An 18,644-nucleotide genomic window follows, 5' to 3' on the forward strand; every position below is an offset into this window, starting at 1 on the left:
CCGTCCAAAGGAACCCAAACAATCCCATCAAACGCGGTCACAATAGAGAGACGCAACGGTGCGTATCTGGAAAAACCGCGCTGTGGAGATCGTTTGCTTTCGTGAGGTTTTCGGGCGCGCAAAAACACCCTCTGTGGATCAGTAGAAGGACCCTATCACAAAAAACTGCGGAAATCAATAATTTGCTGCATGGCAGCCATCAAGCCGCCATTCTCGCAGATGCGAGGGCGGAGCCTGATTTTCCCCAGATTTGACGCCGGGGTCATTATCGTCTCGCCAGCCTCGGCGCACGGACCGAGGCCGAGCGCCTCAGTCGCCCTGGCCGGGTTCGGCAGAGAAGTACTTCTCGTACTTGCCTTCGACCCCGTCCATTTCCTTGGCTTCCGGCATCGCGTCGCGCTTGATGGTGACGTTCGGCCACTTGGTGGCAAAATCAGCGTTCACTTTCAACCACATATCGAGGCCCGGCTCGGTGTCTGGCTTGATGGCCTCGGCAGGACATTCCGGCTCGCAGACGCCGCAATCGATGCATTCATCGGGATGAATGACGAGAAAATTCTCGCCTTCGTAGAAGCAGTCCACCGGGCAGACTTCAACGCAATCCATGTACTTGCAGCGAATGCAATTGTCGGTCACGACATACGTCATGAGGTACTCCAGCCAATGCTCACGTTTGATGGCGGACCGCAATCAATGGTGATGCTCATGTCCGCGCATGCTAGGAATGTCCGGCGCGCATAGCTGCCGAAGCAAGACCGATGCACTCAACGTGGGTTGTCAGGTAAAGGCTTTATGGACCCTTTGCAAGAATATTCAATGCGCAAAACGCCGCGCTGAAGGCAGAGTTTTCTAATCGTCGAGCGGATTGAAACCGGGCTTCAACCGGTCGGTTTCGCGCCGCTCTTTCTTGGTGGGTCGCCCCGCCCCCGGCTCACGCGTCGCGAGGTCAAAAGCCGAGAGCTTTTCCCGCGGCTCCGCCGGCGTCAGGTCCTCGTAGAGCAGCCGCGCCTCATCGAAAGGGCCGCGTCGTTCGCCGGGCAGAAGCACACGCACGATCACGTCGCGCCGCTCGAGCGACACAGCGAGCACATCGCCCGCCTTCACCTGGAAGGAGGACTGCTTGACCCGTTCGTCATTGACAGTGACGTGCCCCGCCTCGATCGCCTTTTGGGCGAGCGAGCGGGACTTCAACAGGCGCGTGAAGAACAGCCATTTGTCGAGACGCTGGCGCGATGCCGGGTTGGACGCAGACTGTTTCTCCATGGCGTTCCTACTTCTTCATCTGCTCCTTGAGAGCGGCAAGCTTGGCAAAGGGCGAATCCGGATCGATCGGCTTCTCCTTGCGCGGCGGGCGCGCCTCGAACTTGGCCGCGTTCGGCTTGCCGCCGCGATCGTGACGATCATGGCGATCCTGCCGCTGGCCACCCTCGGGCTTGCCGTCGTGCCGCTTGCCGCGGGCCGGTGCGCCGGCCTTGCGGCCGCCTTCGCGTCCCTCGCCCTGGCCTTGGCCTTGCCCCTGGCGCGGACCGCCACGGCGCTGATCGCCCTGGTGACGGCCACCCTGGCGCTGATTGTCCTGGCGGGTGCCCGGACGCCAGAGGAGAACCGGCTTGGCTTCGGCAGCCTCGGCACCCTCTTCCGCGGCTGCCTGGGGAGCGGCAGCTTCGCCTTCGGCAGTCGCCGGCTCGACGGAGGCAGGTGCCTCGGTTTCAGCCGCCGGTTCGCCTTCACCGCTTGCATCCGCATCGTCGTGGTCGGCGGCAGCTTCCGTGGACGCCTCGGCCGGGGCTGCAGGCGCCACGCCCTGGCTTGCCAGGAACGCTGCGGCATCCTCGGCCTTCACGCTATCGGCGCGGTAGCCAAGCCCCTTGAGAATTTCTTCCATATCGTCAGGCGTTGCGCCGAGAATGGAGAGCATGGAGGTCGTCGCGGTGAAGCGACGGCCGTCATAGGCGCCTTCGGGACGCGGCTGCGCACCCGGCTTCCACTGCAGCAGCGGACGGATGAGATCCGCCAGACGCTCGAGGATGTCGATGCGAACGGCACGCTTGCCGAGGAAACGGAAGCCCGCGAGCTTGTAGAACGTCCGCTCAAACGAGGGATCGGTAACGACCGAGGTGCGGCCAGCGGCCAGCATCGGGATCAGATCGCCATAGCCAGCCTTGTCGAGGCCATCGTTCTTCAGCGCCCAGAGCAGCGTAATGAGCTCGGCCGGAGCCGGCTTCAACAGCGCGGGCAGGAAGATGTGATAGGCGCCGAAGCGGACGCCATACTTGCGGATCGAGGCGCGACCGTCCTGGTCGAGCGACTTCACCTCTTCGGCGACGTCGCGGCGGAACAGCACGCCGAGATTTTCGACGAGCTGGAATGCCAGCCCCTTGGCGAGGCCTTCGAGATCCTCGGCGCGCGAGATATCGTCAAGCGGTTTCAGCACCGTGCCGATATGATGGTTCACGAAACGCTCGATGCGGGCGACGACATGCTCGCGCGCATTGGCCTGCAGCTGCTCGTCGGCAAGCAGGATGACGCGCGGACGCATGACATGGTCGCTGGCCGCAAGCCGAGCCACGGGATCGCCGAGCCAACGCACCAGTCCGTCGGACGATAGCGCAAGGTCGCCATTGCCGGAGGCGTGCAGACGCGCCGCACGCGCTTCGAACTCGAGCGCCAGCGCCTTCTGCGCAGCACCCTGCACGGCCTTGGCATCCGGTCCGTCTCCGCCGGTCGCCAGCGTAAACCGGAAACCGGTTAGTTGTCCTACGTGATGGCCTTCAACGAAGACGTCACCATTCACACTGATTTCAGCTTCCAGCATAGCATTCTCTCTCAGGCGCTTCATGAGCACAGATGTCCTGCGATCAACAAAGCGTTTCGTCAACCGTTCATGTAGTGCGTCGGACAATCGATCTTCAATTTCCCGCGTCTTTTCTTGCCAGTGTGTCGGATCGGCAAGCCATCCGGGCCGGTTCGACACATAGGTCCAGGTTCTGATCTGCGCGATTCGCGCCGAAAGTGTGTCGATCTCACCATCGGTATAATCCGCCCGACGGACTTGCTCGGCCATGAAATCTTCGTTCACGGCGCCACGTCGGACAAGATCGGCGTAGATCGTGGAGATCAGATCGGCGTGTTGAGCCGGTGTAATGCGGCGATAATCCGGCAATGCACAGGCTTCCCACAATTTTTCGACCCGGTCCGGCGTCGTCGCCAGATCGGCCACTTCGGGATAGCGCGACAAATGTTCGAACGCCTGCTGATCCACCGCAGGTAGAGCGCGCGCAAGCCCCGGAATTGTCGGGGCGGCATCCAGGCTTCGCTTCAACGCGGCAAGCGACGCATAGTCAAACGCCTTGGAGCGCCATTGCAGCACCTTGAGCGGATCGAATTCATGTGACTCGATGCGATGCACCAGCTCGTTGTCGAACGGATCGACCCGGCCGGTGACGCCGAACGTGCCATCGCGCAGGTGCCGCCCGGCACGCCCGGCGATCTGCGCCAGTTCGGCCGGATTGAGGTTGCGGAACTGGTAGCCGTCGAACTTGCGGTCCTGTGCGAAGGCGACATGGTCGACGTCGAGGTTCAATCCCATGCCGATCGCATCGGTCGCCACCAGAAACTCGACGTCGCCTTCCTGATAGAGCGCGACCTGGGCATTGCGCGTGCGCGGCGACAGCGCCCCGAGCACGACGGCAGCGCCGCCGCGCTGACGGCGGATCAGCTCGGCAATCGCATAGACTTCGTCTGCCGAAAAGGCGACGATGGCCGAGCGATGCGGCAGGCGGGTGATTTTCTTCGACCCGGCATAGAGCAGCTGCGACATGCGCGGGCGTTCGACGACGGTGATGCCCGGCAACAATTGTTCGAGGATCGGCCGCATCGTCGCGGCCCCGAGCAGCAGCGTCTCGCCGCGGCCGCGCAGATAGAGCAGCCGGTCGGTGAAGATGTGACCACGCTCGAGATCGCCGGCGAGCTGCACTTCGTCGATCGCCACGAAGGACGCCGTCGTTTCGCGCGGCATCGCCTCGACCGTGCAGACCGAGTAGCGGGCGCGATGTGGGGTGATCTTTTCCTCGCCGGTGATCAGCGCAACGTTGTGATGGCCGACCTTTTCGACAACACGCGTATAGACCTCGCGCGCGAGCAGCCGCAGCGGCAGCCCGATGACGCCGCTATCGTGCGCGATCATGCGCTCGATCGCATAATGCGTCTTGCCGGTATTGGTTGGCCCGAGCACCGCGGTGACGCCGCGGCCGCTCAGGATCATGGGGTGAACGGACACGTCATCGATCCCGGGCATTCAAGAACATAAGAGGCGCCTTTACGCGCCGGCGGCAAACACATGCCCACGCACCGCGGCAAACGCAAGGGGCGCCGGCAACTAAAACCATTTCCCGGCAAACCAGCGCCTGCCCGCACCACCATATCTGGACGTGCGAAATTAAGGTTCGGAACAGCCACGGAACGAATCGGCGACGAATCGCTGACTCCACTCGATTCACTGTATGTTCACGGCTACATATAGATTGCAACTGCCAATATTGCACCACATGCTGAATCAGGTCTCTGGCAGCGCGTGCGCCGTGCACCCCGAGCGTTAATCTGGGTTGCCGAAGCATTAAAGGTGGCAAAGGATTCGGAATCCAAGACTCTGGAAAGTTTAGGAAATTTTAACCGAAGAATCAGGCTGATTCGCCGGAATCAGGGAATGGGAATCGCTGCGTTAACACATCGACCAAAGCCGGAACGAATCGACGACGAATCACAGACATCACTGCGTTCCACATTCGTTCTCCACAACATATGGTATGTCGACGCACGGCAAACAACAGGCCAGAAACCGGCTTTCTCCAACTTGCGGACAGATTCCGGTGCGCCATTAACCTTCTGTCTTTGAACCGAGCAGGCAATAAAAATGAAACGGCGCCCCAAACGGAGCGCCGTCGAAAGTGCGGGCGATAACAGGATCAGACGAAGAACTGTCCGCCATTGGCGGAGATCGTCGACCCCGTGATGAAGCCGGCATCGTCGGATGCGAGGAAAACCACGCAGCGGGCAATCTCCTCCGGCTCGCCCAGACGACCGACCGGGATCTGCGGAATGATCCGCTCGTTGAGAACCTTTTCCGGTATCGCCCGCACCATCTCCGTGCCGATGTAGCCCGGGCAGATGGCATTGACAGTGATGCCTTTGGCAGCCCCTTCCTGGGAGAGTGCCTTGGTGAAGCCGAGATCACCGGCCTTGGCGGCCGAGTAGTTCGCCTGCCCCATCTGGCCCTTCTGGCCGTTGATCGACGAAATATTGATCACCCGCCCGAAGCTGCGGTCCCGCATGCCGGTCCAGACCGGATGGGTCATGTTGAACAGGCCGGTCAGGTTGGTGTTGATCACCTCGCCCCATTGCTCCGGGGTCATCTTGTGGAACATGGCATCACGGGTGATGCCGGCATTGTTGACAAGCACTTCGATCGGCCCAAGGTCGGCCTCGACCTTGGCAATGCCGTCGACGCAGGACTGATAGTTGGAGACATCCCACTTGTAGACCGGGATGCCGGTTTCCTCCTTGAACGCCTGCGCCTTCTCGTCATTGCCGGCGTAGTTGGCAGCAACCTTGTATCCTGCATTCTTCAGCGCGATGGAAATCGCGGCGCCAATGCCGCGTGACCCACCCGTAACCAATGCTACCCTGCTCATGCTCGCCTCCCACTTGATTAATTCAGTTTATCAAAGGCCTTCTTCATCAATTTTTCGCCCATATGCTGCCCGTAGATCCTGGCCGCAGCCTGAAATTGCGGATCAGCGAGCATGGACATTCCGACCTCGCACTTGGTCAGCGCGAGGTTCATCAACAGACTGCTCATCTGGACGACGTAGGATTTGACACTGCCGCTGTCGTCGTTGAGGGCAGCGATCATCAGGTTCTTGAAAACGGTCTCGTCATCGACAGTCGTGTGGTCCAGCATGCACTGGACCACTTTTGCCTGTTCGAACGGCGGAGATGTCGCATGACCCTGGTTCGCCGACGAAGCGACAAACAGGACCGAAAAGATCAACCCGCTGACATGACGCATGCGGTCGGGCCGGTCAGAGACGCTCGACGCACATGGCGACGCCCATGCCGCCACCGATGCACAAGGTCACAAGGCCCTTGGAAACGCCGCGGCGCTTCATTTCGAACAGCAGCGTGTTGAGAACGCGGGCGCCGGACGCGCCGATCGGATGTCCGATCGCAATCGCGCCGCCATTGACGTTGACGATCGACAGATCCCAGCCGAGGTCCTTGTTGACCGCGCAGGCCTGTGCCGCGAAGGCCTCGTTGGCTTCGACGAGTTCGACATCACCGATCGCCCAGCCGGCCTTCTCCAGCGCCTTGCGCGATGCCGGGATCGGGCCTGTGCCCATCACCTGCGGATCGACGCCGGCCGTGGCCCAGGAAACGATGCGCGCGAGCGGCTGAATGCCGCGCTTGGCGGCCTCTGCCTCGGTCATCAGCAGGGTGGCGGCGGCACCGTCATTGAGGCCGGATGCGTTGCCGGCGGTCACGGTTCCCTCCTTGTCGAAGGCCGGACGCAGCTTGGTCATCTGGTCGATGGTCGCGCCATGGCGGATATATTCGTCCTGATCGACGATGACGTCACCCTTGCGGCCCTTGACGACGAACGGAACGATCTCGTCAGCGAAGCGGCCCGCCTTCTGCGCGGCCTCGGCCTTATTCTGCGACGCCAGCGCAAACTGATCCTGCTCCTCGCGGGTCAGCTGCCACTGACGGGCGACATTCTCCGCGGTGATACCCATGTGGTAGCCGTAGAAGGCGTCCGTCAGGCCATCCTTGATCATCGTGTCGATCATCTTGAAGTCGCCCATCTTCACGCCGCCACGCAGGTGCGAGCAATGCGGTGCCATCGACATCGACTCCATGCCGCCGGCAATGATGATTTCTGCATCGCCGGATGCGATCTGCTGCATGCCGAGCGCGACTGCGCGCAGGCCCGAGCCGCAAAGCTGGTTCATGCCCCAGGCGGTCTTTTCTGGCGGAATGCCCGCCTTCATCGCGGCCTGGCGCGCCGGGTTCTGGCCTTCGCCTGCCTGCAGCACCTGCCCGAGGATCACTTCATCGACCTCGTTCGCCTCGACGCCGGCGCGTTCGAGTACCGCCTTGATGACGGCGGCGCCAAGCTCGTGGGCCGGTGTGTTGCCGAAGGCACCGTTGAAGGATCCGACGGCGGTACGTGCCGCGCTGGCGATCACGATGGAGGGATTGCTCATGGGGGACGTTTCCTCAGATTTTCTTGCGTGACGACAGCAGACTGGCAAAGCGCGGGGCGCAAGTCAAACGCCTTGATGCACTGCCGCAAAACCGTCATCCCCTGCCGACCGCGAGATTTCGCACTTGCGTCGCCGCATCGCACAAAGACATTGTCAGCGGCATTCGTTTGCGGATACTCTGAAAAGTAGAAAAAGACGGACCGCGGGTAATGAGGAGAGCCTGATGGCGAAGAACGACGGCCAGATCGTAATCAAGAAATATGCGAACCGGCGGCTCTACAACACCGGGACCAGCACCTACGTCACGCTCGACGACCTGGCCGTGATGGTGAAGAAGGGCGAGGAGTTTACCGTACAGGACGCCAAATCAGGCGAAGACATTACCCATTCGGTTCTGACGCAGATCATCTTCGAGCAGGAATCCAAGACCGGCAACACGCTGCTGCCGATTTCGTTCCTGCGCCAGCTGATTTCCTTCTACGGCGACCAGATGCAGATGGTCGTGCCGAGCTATCTCGAGCACTCGATGCAGGCCTTCACCGAGCAGCAGGTGCAGATGCGGGAGCAGATCAACAAGGCCTTCGGCGACACGCCGCTCGGCAAGAACCTGCAGGCGCCGCTGCAACTGGTCGAGGAGCAGGTTCGGCGCAACACAGAGATGTTCCATCAGGCGATGCAGATGTTTTCGCCGTTCATCGCCTCGCCTCCGGTCAAGGAGACCAAGAAGGCGGAAGCCAAGGATATCGACGAGTTGAAGGAGCAATTGCGCGCCCTTCAGACCAAGCTCGACAATCTCGGCTGAGCGTATCGCGACGGCGCCGCGGTCCTCATCGGCACGCGGCGATGTGAGCGTTCTTCTTCAGTCCGCTTCAAAGACCGATTGAAACGTCCCGGCCGGCCGATCGCATCGACACGGAGAAGCCGGCGATGACGTCGATGAAGCTGATCGTCATCAGGATGAAGAAGATTTGTGTGGCCGCCGGGGCGACCAGTAGGAACTCGACCAGGAACGCGATGAAGAGCACCATCGACAACAGATGGTCCATCAGCGCCCGCGTGCCGGTGCGGGTCGCCTTGAGAATTTCCACGAAAAGCAGAAGCAAGGCCACGACGATCAGGAGATCGCCGAAGCTCATGGCCCATGTCGCGCCGGACAGCATGGACAGCGACATCACGCCGGCACCGAGGCCAGCCGTGCCGCCGAAAAGGCCGAGCATGGCAAGGTTGTAGATGGCAAAGGGCAGGATCAGCAATGGAATGGCGGCAAGCATGAACAAATGCGCTCCCTCTTCAATGAGTGATCGCTACATGCGCCACGTGACGCCAGAGATCACCACGCCGACTTAATACCAACCTCTCCGTCGAGAAGATGTCAGGCATGCAAAAGAAAAGGGCTGGCAAAGCCAGCCCTTTAACTCGGTCCGCCAATGTCAGCGCTTATGCGCTTTCCTTCGGGGTCAGAACCTGACGACCACGGTACATGCCGGTCTTCAGGTCGATGTGGTGCGGGCGACGCAGTTCACCGGAGTTCTTGTCTTCGATGTAGGTCGGCGTCTTGAGGGCGTCAGCAGAACGGCGCATGCCACGCTTGGACGGGCTCGTTTTTCTTTTAGGTACAGCCATTTCATTCTCCACTTATCGGGCAAAACACTGTTCAGCAGCCGAAATGGCCGTATAAAACAGATGTTAATCACGGAAATTTGGCGCGCTTATACATGGCGAACTGCCGCTTGACCAGTCCCCGAGCGCAATTTTTCGACTCCTCCTCGCAAGGAAGTCGAATCAGACTTCTTCCTCGGCAACGATCCACGGTTCCGCTCGTGCGGCCGCTTCCCATTTCCGGGATGCCGGATGCGCCTTTACTCGCTCCATATATCCCAACGTCGTGGGGTCGCTAACGAGATTGTAGACGTCGAAGCGGTTAACCACAGGCGCGTACATCGCATCCGCAGCCGTGAACGACCCGAAAAGGAACGGACCGCCGGAGCGCGCGAGCGCGTCGGCCCAGATCGTCTCGATGCGGGCGACATCGGCGCGCACGTCGCCCGAAACCCCAAGCGTCTGTTTCTGCCGGCGAATGTTCATCGGGCAGGCGCTGCGCAAGGCACGAAAGCCGGAGAGCATTTCGCAGGCATAGCTGCGCGCCCGCGCCCGGTCCTGTTGGTCTGCCGGCCAAAGCCCGGCATCCGGAAACAGTTCGGCGACATATTCGATGATCGCCAGCGACTCCCAGATCTTGACGTCGCCATGCTCGAGAAGCGGCACACGCCCGGTCGGCGAGATTTCCCGCAGCTTCGGGTTTCCGGTCGCAAAATCGAAGGGAATGACCACGTCCTCGAAGGCAATGCCTGAGGCTTCGAGCGCCAGCCACGGTCGCAGCGACCAGGACGAATAGTTCTTGTTGCCGACGTAAAGGACGAGTTTGTTCAAGATTGGATCTCCCTATGCACCCTGCTGCAACCATTACAGCGCCGCGCGTCTTATTAGACGCGCAAAGGTCGCTGTAGCACTTTGAACTGCTGCATGTTTTTATCCTTAAATCGAATAGGATTTAAGGAAACATGCAGTAGGCCACGGCGAGCATCAGGACCAATGAATAGGCGTCATCTCAATCATAAAGGCAGGTGATGTATCCGCCCGATCGGCTGGCCCGGCGCTCGATCAGTGATGCCAGGCGTTTCAGTCCGCGCCCCGGTTTTCCGGCGTTGCGCTCTTTCGGGTTGGGCAGCGACACGGCGAGAAGAGCGGCCTGGCGCCTGGAAAGCTTGGCGGCGGAAACGCCGAAATGGTGGCGGGCGGCAGCCTCGATGCCGTAGATACCGTCACCCCATTCGGCGACATTCAGGTAGATCTCCATCATCCGCTGTTTGCTCCAGACGAAGTCGGCGGCGATGGCGAGCGGCAGTTCCATCGCCTTGCGCACGAAGGAGCGGCCGTTCCAGAGGAAGAGGTTCTTCACCGTCTGCATCGGGATGGTGCTGGCGCCGCGCGTCGATTCCCCATCGAGCGCATCCTCAACCACGCCCCGCATCTGCCCCCAGTCGACGCCGTCGTGGATGCAGAACTGGCCATCCTCCGACATCATCACCGATTGCACCAGCACCGGCGCTATCTTGTCGAACTCGACCCACTGTCGGTCATAGCCGCGCAGCAGCACGAGGTCGCGCAGCATCAGCGTCGAAACCGGGCGAATGAAGTCGATGAGATAGAGCGCAATCAGCGCATAGGGCAGAAGCAACAGGCCAAGAACGACGAAAATGATGCGACGGCGATGCAGGCGCCACGTCCGACGGAGGGACGACCAGCGACTGGCGGGCATATCGCCCTCCTCACGCGCCTCGGGAACGATGTCCACGGCCTGACTGTCCACCTCTCTGTCCATCCGTTTCTCTTAGTGCATGGGCTGGCAAAGTTGAACGGGCTTTCTGGCAAAAGGCAAGGCACTCACAGGTCTGTCCTCGACAAAGCGCACTGCCGCGACACGAAAGCCCGTTGAAAGCGCCTTTCGCGCATGTCAAAGAGCGCTCATGAGACAGGAAACACCGACCTTCGAGACCCAACTGAAACGCAACGCGCTCGCGATCGAGACGCTGCTGGGGCGCCTGCTGGGTTTGAGCATCGAACCCGACGAGATCGGCCGCCCGGAAAACCTGCTCGGCGCGATGCGTCACGGCGTCCTCAACGGCGGCAAGCGGTTGCGCCCGTTTCTGGTGATCGAATGCGCCAGCCTGCTGGGCGGACGCTTCGATGCAGCGCTGCGGGTCGGTGCGGCGCTCGAATGCGTCCACTGCTACTCTCTGGTCCATGACGACCTGCCGGCGATGGACGACGACGACATCCGGCGCGGCCAGCCGACCGTACACAAGGCTTTCGACGAGGCGACTGCGATCCTTGCCGGCGACAGCCTGCTGACCTTCGCCTTCGACATCATCGCATCGCCGGAGACGCCGCTTGCCGACGCACAGAAGGCGGCGCTTGTCCTCGCGCTGGCGCGTGCTGCCGGCCATGGCGGCATGGCCGGTGGACAGGCGCTCGACCTTGCGGCGGAGAAATCCACTCCCGACGAAGCCGGCATCGTCACCCTTCAGGCGATGAAGACAGGCGCGCTTCTGCGCTTTGCCTGCGAGGCGGGCGCGATCGTCGCCGGAGCAGACGCGAACGACCGTCACCGTCTGCGCAGCTTCGGCGAAAAGATCGGCCTTGCCTTCCAGCTCGCCGACGACCTGCTTGACCTCACCGCCGACGCCGAGACCATGGGCAAGGCAACCGGCAAGGATGCCGCACGCGGCAAGGGCACGCTCGTCGCGCTCCACGGACAGGCCTGGGCCGAGACCCGGCTGGAACAACTGGTGGCGGAGGCAGAGGCGCTGCTCGAACCCTATGGCGAGCGCTCGTCGATCCTTGCCGAAACCGCCCGCTTCATCGCCAATCGCAGGAATTGAATCGTGAGCAAATACTGGTCGCCCATCGTTTCGACGCTCAAGCCCTATGTGCCAGGCGAACAGCCGCGCATCGCCAACCTCGTCAAGCTCAATACCAACGAGAGCCCCTACGGCCCTTCGGACAAGGTTCTGAGCGCAATCACCGCAGCGGCCAACAGCGATCTCAGGCTCTACCCCGACCCCCTGGCGCTCCGCCTGCGTGAAACGATCGCGGCCCGTCACCGGGTCACCGCCGGCGAGGTCTTCGTCGGCAATGGTTCGGACGAGGTCCTGGCCCACATCTTTGCCGGGCTGTTGAAGCACGACGCCCCGCTGCTCTATCCCGACATCTCCTACAGCTTCTATTCGACCTACGCCCGGCTGTTTGCGATCGATGCCGTCGAAGTCCCGCTCGACACTCAATTCCGCATCGATCTAGCCGATTACGACAGGTCCTGCGGCGCCATCATCCTGCCAAACCCGAATGCGCCGACCGGCATCGGCCTGCCGCTTGCCGAAATCGAGCGGCTCGTTGCCGCCCACCCGGATCAGCCAGTTGTCATCGACGAGGCCTATATCGACTTCGGCGGCCAGTCGGCGATCGCGCTGGTGCCGAAATACGAAAACCTGCTGGTCGTCCAGACCTTCTCCAAGTCGCGTGCGCTCGCGGGCCTGCGCGTCGGCTTCGCCATCGGTCAGCGGCCGCTGATCGAGGCGCTGGAGCGGGTGAAGGACAGCTTCAACTCCTATCCGCTTGGCCGCCCGGCCCAGGCAGGAGCGACCGCTGCGATCGAAGACGAAGCCTGGTTCGAAACGACCCGCAAGAAAATCATGGCATCCCGTGAACGCCTCACCGGTCAACTCGCCGAGCGCGGTTTCGAGGTCCTCCCATCGCAGGCAAACTTCGTCTTCGCCCGCCATCCCGGCCATTCCGGCGACGCGCTGATGCAGGCGCTGCGTGAGCGTGCCGTGCTCGTGCGCCATTTCGCCAAGCCCAGGATCTCCGATTTCCTGCGCATCACCATCGGCACCGATGCCGAATGCGCCCGGCTGATCGAAGCGCTCGACGACATTCTCTGAGATCTGGTCCCGAGACGGGGGCTCTCAGACTTGGCTCAGGCACTTGGCCGCGAAAGACACATTCGCTAAGGTCCGGCGATCCACGCCGGAGCCCTCTCCATGTTCGACCTGTCGCCATACCTTTCGCAACTCGCGGTCGCCTGGACGGCCTATATGATTGCGACCGCATCGCCAGGTCCGGCGGTGCTTGCAATCATCACCACCTCGATCAGCCAGGGGCGCAAGGCGGGCCTGGCGCTCGCCTTCGGCGTACTGTCCGGCAGCTACACCTGGGCGATGCTAACGGCATCCGGCCTTTCTGCGCTCATCGGCGCTTACGGACAGGCGCTGATCGTCCTGAAGATCGCCGGCGCCTGCTACCTGTTCTGGCTCGCCTACAACGCGCTACGCGCCGCCATGCGCGGACATGCGCCCCCAAAGGCGATGCCGGGCCAACCACAGGCGTTGCTGAAGAAGCACTATCTCAAGGGGCTCGGCATCCACCTGACCAATCCCAAGGCGATTTTCTCCGGGATCATGCTGGTCTCGCTCGGCATGCCCGCCGGCGCGCCGACGGCCGTGACCGCCGCCTTCATCGCCGGATGCATGCTGCTCGGTCTCGTGACCTTCTGCGGTTTTGCGATCGTGTTCTCGCTGCCGCCGGTGCATCGCGGCTATCTCAAGTCGCGACGCATCATCGAGAGCCTGATGGCAGGCTTCTTCGCTTTCGCAGGATTGAAACTGCTGACGACGCGGCTCTGAGCTAGAGCATTTCCAGGAAAAGTGTGAAGCGGTTTTCCGTCAGGAAATGCGTAGAAACAAAGAAACAGAGCACTTGTGTGATTCCGCTTAAACCGGAAACGCTCTATTCGGCCGCGGCCTGACCCTGGCCGTAACGCTTTTCGATATAGTCGGAAACGAGCGTCTCGAAATCGCCGGCAATGTTGGGGCCGCGCAGCGTCATCGCCTTCTGGCCGTCGATGAAGACGGGTGCGGCCGGCGTTTCGCCGGTGCCGGGCAGCGAGATGCCGATATCGGCATGTTTGCTTTCGCCGGGGCCGTTGACGATGCAGCCCATGACCGCGACCTTGAGGCCTTCGACACCCGGATATTTCTCGCGCCAGACCGGCATGTTGCGGCGGATGTCGTCCTGGATCTTCTGGGCGAGCTCCTGAAACACCGTCGACGTCGTGCGGCCGCATCCGGGACAAGCGGCAACGACGGGAATGAACTGGCGGAAGCCCATGACCTGCAGCAGTTCCTGCGCCACCTGCACCTCGCGGGTGCGGTCGCCGCCGGGCTCCGGCGTCAGCGAAATACGGATTGTGTCGCCGATGCCCTGCTGCATGAGAATGCCGAGCGAGGCCGACGAGGCAACGATGCCCTTGGTGCCCATGCCGGCTTCGGTGAGGCCGAGATGCAGCGCATGGTCCGAGCGCGTCGACAGCATGGCATAGACGGCGATCAGGTCCTGAACACCCGACACCTTGGCCGAAAGAATGATGCGGTTGCGCGGCAGGCCGATGTCTTCGGCAAGTTCGGCCGAAAGCAGCGCCGACTGCACGATCGTCTCGCGCGTCACCTGCTGGGCCGTCAGCGGAAACCCGTTCGCCTGGTTCTCATCCATCAGCCGCGTCAGCAGTTCCTGATCGAGCGAGCCCCAGTTGACGCCGATGCGCACCGGCTTGTCGTAGCGGATCGCCATCTCGACGATCTCGGCGAACTGCTTGTCCTTCTTGTCCTTGAAGCCGACATTGCCCGGGTTGATGCGGTACTTCGCCAGCGCCTCGGCGCAGGCCGGATGGTCGGCAAGCAGCTTGTGGCCGATATAGTGGAAATCGCCGACGAGCGGCACGTCGAGGCCGAGGCGCTCGAGCCGATCGCGGATCTTCGGCACCGCAGCCGCACTTTCGTCGCGGTCGACGGTAATGCGCACCAGCTCCGAGCCGGCCTTGTGAAGCGCCGCCACCTGCGCCACCGTTCCGTCGATATCGGCGGTGTCGGTATTGGTCATCGATTGGACGACCACCGGCGCACCGCCGCCGACTATGACTCCGCCGACATCGACGGCGACGGACGCGCGGCGGGGCTGCGGATCAAAATCAAAGGCGGCAGACATGAAGGCCTCTTGGTCCCCCAGGTCACGCCGGTGACCTGGTCTCATCGTTTCAGCGCGGGATGCAGACGGAAACCCGCATGGGTTTTCCCGTTCCGCTCCTGCTTTTCGTCCATCAGGTGGATGAGGAAAGCATCGTTGTCAACGGCGACATCATGCCCTGACGGCGATTTGATGGCAGGCGCCCGACCTCAATGGCCCTTTCCATGGTCCGCATGAACGGCATGGTGCGACAGCATCAGCACGACGATGAACAGCACCGGCACCGAGGCGAAGATGATCGCAAAGCCTGTATGTTCGGCGACGAAGCCGATCAGCGACGGTGCGAACAGCATGCCGGAATAGCCCATGAAGGTTGCGACCGAGAGGCCGATACCCGGCTGCAGGCCCGGCATGTTGCCGGCGGCCGAAAACGCGATCGGCACCATGTTGGAAATGCCGATCCCGGCAATCGCAAAACCGAGGATGGCGAGGTAGGCATTCGGCGCGAGGCCCGCCAGCACCATGCCGACAAGCGCTGTGACCGTGCAGATGCGCAGCGTCCGCTTGGCGCCGAAACGATCACGCACATGGTCTCCGGCAAAACGCATCGTCGCCATCGTCGCAGAGAAGGCGGCAAAGCCGAAGCCGGACAGTTCGACCGAAGCGCCGAGTTCGTTGCGCAGATAGAGCGCACCCCAATCGAGCACGGTTCCTTCCGGCACCATCGAAAACAGCGCCATGATGCCGATCAGCCAGGGAAGCGGCGTCATCGGCAGGCGCAGCTTTTCCTTGGTGGCGGCGGGGTGCGGCTTGTCGGCCAGGATCATCGGCCAGGCGATCGCGAGCACTGCCAGGCTGAGCAAGGTCACGACGATGACGTGCGGCAGAACGCCGAAGCGCGCCATCAGGAAGCCGCCAATGCCGGCACCGATCAGGCCGCCGAGGCTCCAATAGGCGTGGCAGGAGGACATGATGGCGCGGCGCATCGATTTTTCGACCTCGACCGCATTGGCGTTCATCGCCACGTCCATCGCGCCGACGAAGCCGCCGAGCAGGAACATGCCGACGGCAGCGGCCCAGACATTCGGCAGCAGCGTCAAAAGCAGGAGCAGCGGCGACAGCAGGATGGCGGTGACCTTGACGACCTTCTGCGAGCCGACCCGGGCGATAAAGCCGCCGGCGATCGGCATCAGCACCAGCGAGCCGACGCCGAACATCAGGATGAGCTGGCCGAGCACGCTTTCGCTGATGCCCAGCCGATCCTTGAATTCGGGGATCTTCGGTGCCCAGCTTCCGGTGACGAAGCCGTTCATCAGGAAGAGCAGCGACACGGCAAGCCGGTCGCGGGTCATGTAACCCTGCCGAACGGCGGTGGGAGCGGAACGTTGGTCCATGATTGTGCCTCTATGCCGGAAGCCGCCGGCTCAAATGGTAATTTCGATCAGATTGCCGTCGGGGTCGCGAAGCACCGCCTCGTAGAAGCCGTCGCCCGTCCACCGCGCCTGCGATACCAGAATGCCCTCAACCGAGGCCCGGGCCGCCATCGCGTCGACCGCCGCTCCGCTGCCGAGCGACAGGGCTACATGCGCGAGCCCCGTACGCTCGACGCCTTCGGGCTCGGCCGGAGCCACCCAAGGCCCCTCCATGATTTCGATTGCCGGCCCATCGCCAAAGGTCAGAAAGCGGGAGCGAAACCCCGGACGACGCCGGCTCTCATAGGCGTCTCCGACGCTCGCGCCGAAGAAACGCGACCAGAAGGACGCGACCCCCTCCAGATCCCTGGTCCAAAGAGCCACATGCGCGATGCTCATCGTTCGCTCCCTCCAGCCATGATCACGGTCGTCCCAGATGCCTCGAAGGCGGCGACGTGGTGCGCCGGCGCGTCGGCCTCCAGCACCAGCGTCGTCACCTGGTCGATGCCGACAACCGCGTGGGATGCGGCCGTGCCGAGTTTGTCGTTGGTAACGGCGACAAGCAGGGCGCGGCTGCGCGATGCGATCAGCCGCTTGAACTCGGCGTCCTCGAAAAAGATCGCCGTCAGGCCGGCATCAGCATCGGCGCCGCAGGTGCCGAGGATGCAAAGGTCGGGCCGAAGCTGTTCGATATCCCGTTGCGCCCGCGCGCCGACGGCAGCACCAACGGCGCGGTTGAGTGGGCCGCCGACGAGAATGAGGTCGATGCCCGGCTTCTCCATCAAGGCGGCGGCGATCAACGGCGTGTTGGTGACGATGGTCGCCTTCAGGTCCGGCTCGATACGCTGGGCGATAGCAAGATTGGCCGAGCCGGCGTCGAGGAATACCGTGCTACCGGGCGCTATGAAGCCGACCGAGGCGCGCGCCAGCGCGGCCTTGCGCTCCGGCGCCATCGCCACGCGCTGGCTGAGCGACAGGGCGCTTGGCGCAAGCGGCAACGCGCCACCATAGACCCGCTCGCACAGGCCGGCCGCGGCCATCTCGCGCAGATCGCGCCGGATCGTGTCTTCGGAGACCCGGAACTCGGCGGCAAGGTCGGCCGCCAGCACCCGGCCGTCGGCCTTCAGCCGTTCCTGGATGAGTGTCTTTCGTTCGCGAAGAAGGAGTTCCGTGGACATTTGGCCAATCGTGCATAAACGTGCATGAATCGATGTAAATGTGCATAGCGAATTTTGAAAGCGATTTCAACCGCGATCCGGCGACAAAATCGAAAAGGGCCAGATTTGCCGACAGGCGCGTGTTTCGGATGAAAATTCTACCGGTCCGGGGAAAAATCTTCACAAAAACGCTCAGCAATTGGAGTTTTATGCGCTCAAGCGGCGATTTTTTTATGAGATTCTCTCCTCAATCCGGACGACGGGCCGGAACACAAAAAAGATGGAAAGACAAGATGAAACTCCTCCCCACGCTTTTCGCCGCCGCCCTCCTGCAGGTTGCCGCCTTCGTCCCCGCTATGGCCGGTGAGAACCTCGACCAGATCAAGTCCGCCGGCGTGCTGAAGATCGGCACAGAGGGCACCTATGCGCCCTTCACCTATCACGACAAATCTGGCGCGCTCGTCGGCTTCGACGTCGAGATCGGCCAGGAAGTGGCCAAGAAGCTGGGCGTCAAGGCCGAGTTCCTGGAAGGCAAGTGGGACGGCCTGATCGCCGGCCTCGACGCCAACCGTTACGACGCGGTGATCAACCAGGTCGGCATCACCGAGGAGCGCAAGAAGAAGTACGACTTCTCCGAGCCCTATATCGCCTCCAAGGCCGTGCTGATCGTCAAGGGCGACGACGCCGAAATCAAGGACTTCGCCGACCTCAAGGGCAAGAAGTCCGCCCAGTCGCTGACGAGCAACTTCGGCAAGCTTGCGCAGGCTTCCGGCGCCGAGCTGGTCGGCACCGACGGCTTCGACCAATCGATCCAGCTGGTTCTGACCGGCCGCGCCGATGCGACCATCAACGACAGCCTTTCCTTCCTCGACTTCAAGAAGCAGAAGCCTGATGCCAACGTGAAGATCGCCGCCGAACAGGCCGACGCCGACTATTCCGGCATCATCATCCGCAAGGGCGAGCCGGAACTTCTCGAAGCCGTCAACAAGGCGCTTGCCGAAATCAAGGCCGACGGCACCTACGAGACGATCTCGCAGAAGTACTTCGGCGCCGACGTCTCGAAGTAACACCCGCCTGACATTAAGGCCGGCAGCTTCTCCCCCGGCCTTGCTCGCTACGGCGCCGCGCGTCGGACATGACGCGCAAAGGACGCGGTAACACTTCAAGCTCGCTGCATGCCCCCGCCTCAAACCAATTTCGATTTAAGGCATCATGCAGTATGAATCGCGATCCGT

The 18,644-nt window shown here is 62.1% G+C and carries 19 protein-coding genes; 5 read left to right on the forward strand and 14 right to left on the reverse strand.

Translation table 11 applies throughout. The annotated features are described in order from the left end of the window. Nucleotides 1-309: 309 nt before the first annotated feature. The 6 genes from fdxA to J3R84_RS17320 all read right to left on the reverse strand — a co-directional run bounded on the left by fdxA (nt 310) and on the right by J3R84_RS17320 (nt 7,262). Nucleotides 310-648, reverse strand: coding sequence for a ferredoxin FdxA (gene fdxA, locus J3R84_RS17295; protein WP_025425217.1), 339 nt, complete (start codon nt 646-648; stop codon nt 310-312). A gap of 201 nt (nt 649-849) precedes the next feature. After that, nucleotides 850-1,263 (reverse strand): RNA-binding S4 domain-containing protein, encoded by a 414-nt coding sequence (locus tag J3R84_RS17300; protein ID WP_057210875.1) that lies wholly within the window; start codon nt 1,261-1,263, stop codon nt 850-852. Nucleotides 1,264-1,270: 7 nt separating this feature from the next. Further along, the gene (locus tag J3R84_RS17305; RefSeq protein ID WP_063997122.1) at nt 1,271-4,264 is read right to left on the reverse strand and encodes a DEAD/DEAH box helicase; all 2,994 of its coding nucleotides are present in this window, start codon (nt 4,262-4,264) and stop codon (nt 1,271-1,273) included. Between the two features lie 700 nt (nt 4,265-4,964). Beyond that, nucleotides 4,965-5,690 carry a beta-ketoacyl-ACP reductase gene (locus tag J3R84_RS17310; protein ID WP_025425220.1) on the reverse strand — a complete coding sequence of 242 codons (726 nt, stop codon included), beginning with the start codon at nt 5,688-5,690 and terminating at the stop codon, nt 4,965-4,967. A 17-nt stretch (nt 5,691-5,707) separates the two neighbouring features. Then, the gene (locus tag J3R84_RS17315) at nt 5,708-6,067 is read right to left on the reverse strand and encodes a hypothetical protein (RefSeq protein ID WP_025425221.1); all 360 of its coding nucleotides are present in this window, start codon (nt 6,065-6,067) and stop codon (nt 5,708-5,710) included. Nucleotides 6,068-6,080: 13 nt separating this feature from the next. Next, complete coding sequence (locus tag J3R84_RS17320; RefSeq protein ID WP_203528731.1) at nt 6,081-7,262, reverse strand: acetyl-CoA C-acetyltransferase; 1,182 nt, start codon at nt 7,260-7,262, stop codon at nt 6,081-6,083. A gap of 223 nt (nt 7,263-7,485) precedes the next feature. Between J3R84_RS17320 and phaR the strand changes: the two genes are divergently transcribed. Beyond that, nucleotides 7,486-8,064 (forward strand): polyhydroxyalkanoate synthesis repressor PhaR, encoded by a 579-nt coding sequence (gene phaR / locus J3R84_RS17325; protein WP_025425223.1) that lies wholly within the window; start codon nt 7,486-7,488, stop codon nt 8,062-8,064. Between the two features lie 67 nt (nt 8,065-8,131). Here the strand turns inward: phaR and J3R84_RS17330 are convergent, their stop codons facing one another. The 4 genes from J3R84_RS17330 to mtgA all read right to left on the reverse strand — a co-directional run bounded on the left by J3R84_RS17330 (nt 8,132) and on the right by mtgA (nt 10,617). Further along, nucleotides 8,132-8,533 carry a hypothetical protein gene (locus J3R84_RS17330; RefSeq protein ID WP_025425224.1) on the reverse strand — a complete coding sequence of 134 codons (402 nt, stop codon included), beginning with the start codon at nt 8,531-8,533 and terminating at the stop codon, nt 8,132-8,134. Between the two features lie 166 nt (nt 8,534-8,699). Continuing rightward, a complete protein-coding gene (gene rpmF, locus J3R84_RS17335; protein WP_025425225.1) occupies nt 8,700-8,885 on the reverse strand; it encodes a 50S ribosomal protein L32 in 186 nt (61 codons plus the stop codon). 159 nt (nt 8,886-9,044) lie between these two features. Beyond that, nucleotides 9,045-9,692 carry a glutathione S-transferase family protein gene (locus tag J3R84_RS17340; protein WP_203528730.1) on the reverse strand — a complete coding sequence of 216 codons (648 nt, stop codon included), beginning with the start codon at nt 9,690-9,692 and terminating at the stop codon, nt 9,045-9,047. Nucleotides 9,693-9,870: 178 nt separating this feature from the next. Further along, on the reverse strand, nt 9,871-10,617 hold the full coding sequence (mtgA, locus tag J3R84_RS17345) for a monofunctional biosynthetic peptidoglycan transglycosylase (protein ID WP_025425227.1): 747 nt from the start codon (nt 10,615-10,617) through the stop codon (nt 9,871-9,873). Between the two features lie 172 nt (nt 10,618-10,789). Here mtgA and J3R84_RS17350 point away from each other — a divergent pair, with 172 nt between their 5' ends. The 3 genes from J3R84_RS17350 (at nt 10,790) to J3R84_RS17360 (ending at nt 13,504) form a co-directional block, all read left to right on the forward strand. Beyond that, nucleotides 10,790-11,704 (forward strand): polyprenyl synthetase family protein, encoded by a 915-nt coding sequence (locus tag J3R84_RS17350; RefSeq protein WP_025425228.1) that lies wholly within the window; start codon nt 10,790-10,792, stop codon nt 11,702-11,704. A 3-nt stretch (nt 11,705-11,707) separates the two neighbouring features. Further along, the gene (hisC, locus tag J3R84_RS17355) at nt 11,708-12,763 is read left to right on the forward strand and encodes a histidinol-phosphate transaminase (protein ID WP_025425229.1); all 1,056 of its coding nucleotides are present in this window, start codon (nt 11,708-11,710) and stop codon (nt 12,761-12,763) included. Between the two features lie 99 nt (nt 12,764-12,862). Continuing rightward, a complete protein-coding gene (locus tag J3R84_RS17360; protein ID WP_203528729.1) occupies nt 12,863-13,504 on the forward strand; it encodes a LysE family translocator in 642 nt (213 codons plus the stop codon). Between the two features lie 103 nt (nt 13,505-13,607). Here J3R84_RS17360 and ispG read toward each other — a convergent pair whose 3' ends face one another. From ispG to J3R84_RS17380, 4 genes are all read right to left on the reverse strand, one after another. After that, complete coding sequence (gene ispG, locus J3R84_RS17365) at nt 13,608-14,861, reverse strand: flavodoxin-dependent (E)-4-hydroxy-3-methylbut-2-enyl-diphosphate synthase (protein WP_025425231.1); 1,254 nt, start codon at nt 14,859-14,861, stop codon at nt 13,608-13,610. A 188-nt stretch (nt 14,862-15,049) separates the two neighbouring features. Then, nucleotides 15,050-16,234, reverse strand: coding sequence for an MFS transporter (locus tag J3R84_RS17370; RefSeq protein ID WP_203528728.1), 1,185 nt, complete (start codon nt 16,232-16,234; stop codon nt 15,050-15,052). Nucleotides 16,235-16,264: 30 nt separating this feature from the next. After that, nucleotides 16,265-16,651, reverse strand: coding sequence for a glyoxalase/bleomycin resistance/extradiol dioxygenase family protein (locus tag J3R84_RS17375; RefSeq protein ID WP_025425233.1), 387 nt, complete (start codon nt 16,649-16,651; stop codon nt 16,265-16,267). Then, the gene (locus tag J3R84_RS17380; protein ID WP_025425234.1) at nt 16,648-17,430 is read right to left on the reverse strand and encodes a DeoR/GlpR family DNA-binding transcription regulator; all 783 of its coding nucleotides are present in this window, start codon (nt 17,428-17,430) and stop codon (nt 16,648-16,650) included. The genes J3R84_RS17375 and J3R84_RS17380 overlap by 4 nt, the downstream gene beginning before the upstream one ends. A 272-nt stretch (nt 17,431-17,702) precedes the next feature. Between J3R84_RS17380 and J3R84_RS17385 the strand changes: the two genes are divergently transcribed. Further along, nucleotides 17,703-18,476, forward strand: a complete 774-nt coding sequence (locus tag J3R84_RS17385) for an amino acid ABC transporter substrate-binding protein (protein ID WP_025425235.1) — start codon at nt 17,703-17,705, stop codon at nt 18,474-18,476. Nucleotides 18,477-18,644: the final 168 nt, after the last annotated feature.

The sequence above is a fragment of the Ensifer canadensis genome (assembly GCF_017488845.2).
Taxonomy (GTDB): Bacteria; Pseudomonadota; Alphaproteobacteria; order Rhizobiales; family Rhizobiaceae; genus Ensifer; species Ensifer canadensis.

What these genes read in the sequence shown, in the direction of transcription:
- fdxA (WP_025425217.1), bottom strand. Translation starts at nt 648, where the DNA reads ATGACGTATGTCGTGACCGACAATTGCATTCGCTGCAAGTACATGGAT.
- J3R84_RS17300 (WP_057210875.1), bottom strand. Translation starts at nt 1,263, where the DNA reads ATGGAGAAACAGTCTGCGTCCAACCCGGCATCGCGCCAGCGTCTCGAC.
- J3R84_RS17305 (WP_063997122.1), bottom strand. Translation starts at nt 4,264, where the DNA reads ATGATCCTGAGCGGCCGCGGCGTCACCGCGGTGCTCGGGCCAACCAAT.
- J3R84_RS17310 (WP_025425220.1), bottom strand. Translation starts at nt 5,690, where the DNA reads ATGAGCAGGGTAGCATTGGTTACGGGTGGGTCACGCGGCATTGGCGCC.
- J3R84_RS17315 (WP_025425221.1), bottom strand. Translation starts at nt 6,067, where the DNA reads ATGCGTCATGTCAGCGGGTTGATCTTTTCGGTCCTGTTTGTCGCTTCG.
- J3R84_RS17320 (WP_203528731.1), bottom strand. Translation starts at nt 7,262, where the DNA reads ATGAGCAATCCCTCCATCGTGATCGCCAGCGCGGCACGTACCGCCGTC.
- phaR (WP_025425223.1), top strand. Translation starts at nt 7,486, where the DNA reads ATGGCGAAGAACGACGGCCAGATCGTAATCAAGAAATATGCGAACCGG.
- J3R84_RS17330 (WP_025425224.1), bottom strand. Translation starts at nt 8,533, where the DNA reads ATGCTTGCCGCCATTCCATTGCTGATCCTGCCCTTTGCCATCTACAAC.
- rpmF (WP_025425225.1), bottom strand. Translation starts at nt 8,885, where the DNA reads ATGGCTGTACCTAAAAGAAAAACGAGCCCGTCCAAGCGTGGCATGCGC.
- J3R84_RS17350 (WP_025425228.1), top strand. Translation starts at nt 10,790, where the DNA reads ATGAGACAGGAAACACCGACCTTCGAGACCCAACTGAAACGCAACGCG.
- J3R84_RS17360 (WP_203528729.1), top strand. Translation starts at nt 12,863, where the DNA reads ATGTTCGACCTGTCGCCATACCTTTCGCAACTCGCGGTCGCCTGGACG.
- ispG (WP_025425231.1), bottom strand. Translation starts at nt 14,861, where the DNA reads ATGTCTGCCGCCTTTGATTTTGATCCGCAGCCCCGCCGCGCGTCCGTC.
- J3R84_RS17370 (WP_203528728.1), bottom strand. Translation starts at nt 16,234, where the DNA reads ATGGACCAACGTTCCGCTCCCACCGCCGTTCGGCAGGGTTACATGACC.
- J3R84_RS17375 (WP_025425233.1), bottom strand. Translation starts at nt 16,651, where the DNA reads ATGAGCATCGCGCATGTGGCTCTTTGGACCAGGGATCTGGAGGGGGTC.
- J3R84_RS17380 (WP_025425234.1), bottom strand. Translation starts at nt 17,430, where the DNA reads ATGTCCACGGAACTCCTTCTTCGCGAACGAAAGACACTCATCCAGGAA.
- J3R84_RS17385 (WP_025425235.1), top strand. Translation starts at nt 17,703, where the DNA reads ATGAAACTCCTCCCCACGCTTTTCGCCGCCGCCCTCCTGCAGGTTGCC.